This is a genomic window from Brevibacillus sp. AY1, assembly GCF_029870785.1.
In the GTDB taxonomy this organism is placed as follows: domain Bacteria; phylum Bacillota; class Bacilli; order Brevibacillales; family Brevibacillaceae; genus Brevibacillus; species Brevibacillus invocatus.
The window spans coordinates 1-2,242 of record NZ_JAFLPN010000091.1; the positions used below are offsets into that span (position 1 = coordinate 1).

At 38.5% G+C, this 2,242-nt stretch carries 1 protein-coding gene; it reads right to left on the reverse strand.

Annotation, left to right across the window (positions count from 1 at the left end; translation table 11 throughout):
- Positions 1 to 55: 55 nt before the first annotated feature.
- On the reverse strand, positions 56 to 2,173 hold the full coding sequence (locus tag JZI27_RS24770; RefSeq protein WP_280209824.1) for a hypothetical protein: 2,118 nt from the start codon (positions 2,171 to 2,173) through the stop codon (positions 56 to 58).
- Between the last annotated feature and the right edge of the window lie 69 nt (positions 2,174 to 2,242).

Sequence of the window (2,242 nt, forward strand, 5' to 3'; positions counted from 1 at the left end):
GTTCAAATCTTGATTCCAGCATAGATCAGCCCACATCTTGGCGACAAGGTGTGGGCTATTTGACGCTTACGCCTTTTGGATCTACTTCTTTGGTTAAGTCCCCGTAATTGTTGTACGTATATTGCGCAAATTGGGCATATTTGGACAAACGGGACTTTACCTTTGACAAGCGATTAGGATCTGGCTCCAATAAGAATTGATAAACGTCTTTATCTTGTGTCATAGAGTCAGGTTGTCCTAAAAAAGTAAATGTGTATTGTGGCTTTGTCCCTCGTCCCAGGTACATATAACTCGTATATGAAACGGGTGTATACAGATAATCAGTTCCGTTTTCCGATACCGATAATTCTCCTAAAATAGAGTCTTCCATACTCCCATTTCCGATATATTTCTTTTCCGATTGTAGTAAAAAGTTCTTATCTTCGTTTACGACAAAGGTTTTTTCGAAGTTAGGCAGACTTGTTTGGATGGTATTCGTAACAATCTTTGCCCCATCACGAGCAGACTGGTTTTTTAAACGGACCGATTTATCTTTCTGAGTCGTCCAGATTTCTTGCGTTTTTTGTGGATAGTACACGGTATGGGAATATGTTCCTGAGCTACTATCGTCGGGATGAGATGTCTTTGCGAACCGGAAGTTGACAGATGTCACGGGATGATAACTGGAATAGGTCAGTTTCTCATCATCATGATAGAGTCTTACAACTCCTCGTTTCAGAAAATCCGGTTCTTCTGAATTATAGGGACTATAGGAATACGTCATGGACAAGCCTTCCACTGGGTACTTCACTTGCTTTAACAATTTGTAATAATAGGTTCCGCGTTTAGTCAGGTCGTCATTGGTGTAAGTCGAAGTCTCTATTCCGTTATAATCTAAAGGAATCTCTTTGTTTGTTGACGGAAGATAATAGATAGGCTTTAAATTAAACTCTGCTTTGCCGTACAAACTCGAATCATGATAATTGTACTCAGCAATGATTTTGCTTTCAGTCCCATTTACTGCATGCTCAATGATTCTGTCTGTATTTGAAGTTGTATTCCAAGCGTATTCAGTATGCTTAAGTAGTTTTGTCTTAGCATTATTCTCATAAACATAAACATGCGTTACGACATTAGAGGTATTCTTTTTCAACTCAATAAGTCGACCTACAGTATCTATAATTTGAATATTTTTACTATGATCTTCTGGTATTCGATAAGTAATCTGATCTCCATAGACGTTTTTCTTTGTGATGACATGCGTATATCTTACATCTTCACCGCCACTATTTTCAATTTGGAACTCATAGATAAAGCCATTTACATAAAGCGTAACGATATCTTTGATTCCATTTTCCATTGAACCCTGTCCATACCCTTGCATTTTCGCTCCCTCATAAGGAGTATTAACCCAAGTCCCGGTTGTCGTCGAGGATTCTAATACTGAGCCGTCATCTAACGTGAAAACATATCTCTTTCCTTCGTTCTTGTTCGAACAGTAATAATCAAGTCGTTCTTCTCTATAAGAACAACGCACGTTGGTTTTATCAATTTCTTCAAACTTGGGAAGATTTAATTTCCATCCATGCGGCATGAAGTATTCGTCTTGATAGTTTGAAAAAGACGTCCTTTTATTGGTTCCGCCTGAACTGTAATAGATATCATTCGTATTAGAATTTAGTGACGAATATCTTCTTTCAATAGTCACATCCATCCCATGTTTCCCATCTAAATGCAAATCGCTCTCTTTTATGTTTGCTGTCTTATACAATTCGTCAACCGGACTATCCGTGTTTGGTCGCTTGTAGTTGTACGTTAAACCATCTGAGTCGTACATGGCGTCTGGTACACTGGTTGATAGAGACGAACTAGGTAGTTTTTGGGGTTCTTTTTTTCCCGCATTGTAATAATCCAAGATAAAGGGTATATACTCTCTCAACTGAGTCAATTGATCTGGCGATAGCTTTTTAAGCGTATTCTGTACGGTTTGATCGGTCCATTCATACTTCTCAACCTGCTCATCGTGTGAAAGGAAACGATCGAAGGTTGGGTAAAAATATGCAGCTACTTTAAGGATACTACGGTCGAAAGAGTTGTAGATTTTCCAAACACTATCAACCTCAAAAGGATACCAATCTATTGCCTGTAATTCATCTCTTGTAAAAGAAGGAATGTCTTCTGGTTTTATTTCCATTGGAATTCTCATTGGTGCCACGTTGCCAGGAAGAGTATGGATCGGCAAAGTAAATGTTTAGGTGATGGA